A 3,718-nucleotide genomic window follows, 5' to 3' on the forward strand; every position below is an offset into this window, starting at 1 on the left:
GGTCTGCGGGGCTTCCGGGGGCAGCGGGGCCTCGCGGCGCTCCTGGATGATCCCGGCCGGGTAGAGGACGAGGTGCCCGGTGAGGATCGCGAGGTCGAGCGCGGTGGCGCGGAGCAGCGCGGGGGGCGGTGACGCCTCGCGTACGCGGCTCACCTGACGCAGCAGCGGAGGAAGGAGCGGCGACAGCGGAAAGAACGGCTGGATCTGCATGGCCGACCTCCGAACGGCACCCGGGAGGCGGCTCTGCCCCCCGTGTGCCCTCATGGGGCGCCGCTCACGGCGGATCCGCGGCCGACGTGCCGGAGCCGACGCACAAGCCGAACCACCGCGCCACCCGACCGGCGGCCCGGTGGAACCGCGCCCATGTGGCGGCTCCCTCTGCGGCTCCCCTTGCGGCTGTCCGCCCCGGCCCGGGGGCCGAGTGCTACCGGAACACCGCAAAGCGAACTTGTCCCAGGTGTGATTTCCCCCTCGCCGCCCGCCGCGAAACAGCCGGGTGCGGGATGCTGTGGATAACGTTCGTTCACCTCTCCGGGCCGCGCGGGCACGGGAACCCGTGCCGGGAACCCGTACCGATGGCACGCGGTCGGTATGTGGCAGACGGTCGGTACGTACGGTCGGTATGGCCGGTCGGTCGGTATGTGCACTTGGTCGGTATGTGCAGTCGGTATTCGGTATGTGGAGGCAACGATGGGTGTGACCGGTCCGATCCGCGTGGTGGTGGCCAAGCCGGGTCTCGACGGCCACGATCGCGGGGCGAAGGTGATCGCGCGTGCGCTGCGTGACGCCGGCATGGAGGTCATCTACACGGGGCTCCACCAGACCCCCGAGCAGATCGTGGACACCGCGATCCAGGAGGACGCCGACGCGATCGGCCTGTCCATCCTCTCCGGCGCCCACAACACGCTCTTCGCGAAGGTGATCGAGCTGCTGAAGGAACGGGACGCGGCGGACATCAAGGTCTTCGGCGGCGGCATCATCCCGGAGGAGGACATCCCGCCGCTGAAGGAACTGGGTGTCGCCGAGATCTTCACCCCCGGCGCGACGACCACGTCGATCGTCACCTGGGTCAACGCCAACCTCCGCCAGCCCACCGGCGCGTGACGCCGGGCGCTGTGCAGCGTGCCACCGGGCGCCGCGCGCGTGCTGTGCGTATGCCACGCGCGTGCCGCGCTACGGCCTTGCATCTTCCGGTGGTTCGGATATTTCCGCCGTTGCCGCCTGCCCGGACATGCGCGGCGGCTCCGGCGGCCCGGCCAGCTCCGACAGCATCGCCGCGCGCAGGCGCAGTGTGGAGACCAGCCGCTGGAACGCCTCCGACCAGTAGCCGCCCGCGCCCGGCGACGCGTTCTCACCCTCGTCCGGCGTCGCCGTGAGCAGTTCCAGCCGGCTCGCCGCCGCCGGGTCGAGGCAGCGTTCGGCCAGCCCCATGACCCCGCTGAAGCTCCAGGGGTAACTTCCGCCGTCCCGGGCGATGTCGAGCGCGTCCACGACCGCCCGGCCGAGCGGCTCCGCCCAGGGCACCGCGCAGACTCCGAGCACCTGGAACGCCTCCGACAGACCGTGCGCGGATATGAACGCGGCCACCCAGGAGGCCCGTTCGGCGGCCGGCAGGGCCGCCAGCAGCTTCGCCCGCTCCGCCAGGGACGGAGTGCCGGGACCGGCGGCCCGCGCCGCCACGGGCGTACCGAGCAGAGCCGCCGCCCACCGCGCGTCCCGCTGCCGGACGGCCGCCCGGCACTAGGCCGCGTGCAGTTCGTCCGCCCAGTCGTCCAGGATGGGCAGCGCGACGATCTCCTCCGGCGTACGGCCCCCGAGCCTGCGCGGCCAGGTGCCCAGCGGGGCGGCCTCCACCAACTGGCCCAGCCACCAGGACCGTTCACCCCGCCCGGCGGGCGGTGTCGGGATCACTCCGTCGCGCTGCATGTCCGCGTCGCACTCGTGCGGGGCCTCGACCGCGATGACCTGGCCGCCGCCCGTACGGTCCATGCCCACGCAGGTCGCGGCCCGTGCCGCCATCCGCCCGGCGAACGCCGACTCCGGCAGCGCCGAGAGCAGTTCCGCCGCGGTGGAACGGACATTGCGGCTGCGGTCCGACAGGGCCCGCTCAAGAAAGGGCTCGTCCGTCCCGGACAGCCCGGTCCGCAGGGAGTCCAGGAACATCAGCCGGTCCTCGGCTCGCTCGGTCTGCCAGGTCGACGCCAGCAGCGCCCGGGCCGCCTCCCGGTCATCGGCCCGTACGGCTGCCAGCAGCGCGACCCGCTCGGCGAACAGCCCCTCCTCCCAGAGCCGCCGCACAGCCTCGCCGTCCCGGACATCGGGCAGCAGGGTCCCGCCGGATCCGCCGCGCAGGGCGAACTTCCACTCCGCGTTCAGCCGGGCGAGCCAGAGGCTGCGCGGCCCCGCGAAGGCCAGCGCCGCCGGCCGCAGATCGGTACGCGCGCGGGCCGCGTCGAGCAGCGCGGGCAGTACGGGCGCGGGCGCCTGATAGCCGTGCTCGTTGGCGGCGGCCAGCCACTGGGGGAGCAGCTCGGTGAGGTCGGGAGCCGTACCGCGACGGCCGCCGCCCGAGGGCGCCGACCGGTCGGCCAGCAACTGCCCGAGCCGTCTCGCGGCCGGTTCGGGCAGCCGCTTCCGGCCGTCGTGCGGCGCCCGCTCGGGCCGGGTGGCGGCGCGTGCGGGGCGCGGGCCGGCCCTGCGCCGTACGGTGTGGAGCGCGGCGGCGTCCAGCAGGGCGACCGGGGCGTCCCTGCCGGGTGTCATGATCCCGGCCGGTGGAGTACGGCGGTCCGTACCGAGCAGTGCCGAGGTGACCAGCCCTTCCCAGGGTGATTCGGCGCCACTGCCCGTGGTGCGACGGGTGCTTGCGGATGTGCGGTGGGTGCTGCTGAGCGTGCCGTCGGCTGTGCTGTTCACAGGGTCCTCCGTCCGTACATCGGGTTCTCCGAAGGTGTGCGGGCGACCGCGTGCTGCGCGGTCAGGTGAGCGGGACCGTCTCCGATATGTCCTCGGCCCAGGCCGTCAGCGGATGGAACCCCCGGTGCCCGCACTCGCCGAACACCGTGACCGGGCCGCCCCCCGAGACCGCCGCCAGCTTCCACAGCCCGGACCGTCCCAGCGCCGTGGCAGCGACGGGCAGCGCGGACTCGCCGTCGGCGTCCGCCAGTTGCCAGCCGCCTCCCTCGCCGGGCACCGGGATGACGTTCCGCAGCGTCACCGGCCACGCGTCGAGCCAGGGGTCGGCCCGCAGCGCCGCCCCGTACGCCTCCATCGCCTCCGCGGTGGAGCCGCCGGGCGGCGGCTCCTCGATCGGACCGGGGACACCGAACTGCCGCCCCCAGTCGGCCCGTAGCTGCCCGGCGCCCGCGTGCGGTGTGACCTCCGCGTCGATCACCAGGCCGACCGGCAGGCCCAGCTCCGGGGACCGGCCCGCCGCCCCGAAGGACAGGAGCAGCGCCGACCGCCCCGACTCCCGTCCGTACAGCCGGATACGACGGGTGACCAGCTTGCCGTCCGAGGAGTCGTACTGCGCCAGCACCAGCCAGTGGTCCCGGACCGGCGGACCCCCGGCCGGCGACGGCAGCCCGACCCGGGTGCGGACGGTCGTCGCCAGCGGCTCCGGCAGCCGGCCGAGCCCCTGCCAGCCCGTGTTGAGCAGATGCAGGAGCGCGGACTCCTCCAGCAGCCGCACCGGCCAGCCCGCCCCCGACCCCGGGAT

1 protein-coding gene and 3 pseudogenes are annotated in these 3,718 nt (G+C 74.3%); 1 reads left to right on the forward strand and 3 read right to left on the reverse strand.

Annotated features, from left to right (window positions below; translation table 11 throughout):
- Nucleotides 1–210: pseudogene (locus WH07_RS34830) on the reverse strand (hypothetical protein); the annotation flags it as partial.
- A 480-nt stretch (nucleotides 211–690) separates the two neighbouring features.
- Between WH07_RS34830 and WH07_RS34835 the strand changes: the two are divergent.
- On the forward strand, nucleotides 691–1,104 hold the full coding sequence (locus WH07_RS34835) for a cobalamin B12-binding domain-containing protein (protein ID WP_046509061.1): 414 nt from the start codon (nucleotides 691–693) through the stop codon (nucleotides 1,102–1,104).
- Between the two features lie 69 nt (nucleotides 1,105–1,173).
- Here WH07_RS34835 and WH07_RS34840 read toward each other — a convergent pair.
- A pseudogene (locus tag WH07_RS34840) lies at nucleotides 1,174–2,817 on the reverse strand (DUF5691 domain-containing protein).
- A 160-nt stretch (nucleotides 2,818–2,977) separates the two neighbouring features.
- A pseudogene (locus tag WH07_RS34845) lies at nucleotides 2,978–3,718 on the reverse strand (SWIM zinc finger family protein); the annotation flags it as partial.

The sequence above is a fragment of the Streptomyces odonnellii genome, assembly GCF_000981895.1.
Lineage (GTDB): Bacteria > Actinomycetota > Actinomycetes > Streptomycetales > Streptomycetaceae > Streptomyces > Streptomyces odonnellii.

Coding starts and splice junctions, on each gene's coding strand:
- WH07_RS34835 (WP_046509061.1), top strand. CDS start 691: ATGGGTGTGACCGGTCCGATCCGCGTGGTGGTGGCCAAGCCGGGTCTC.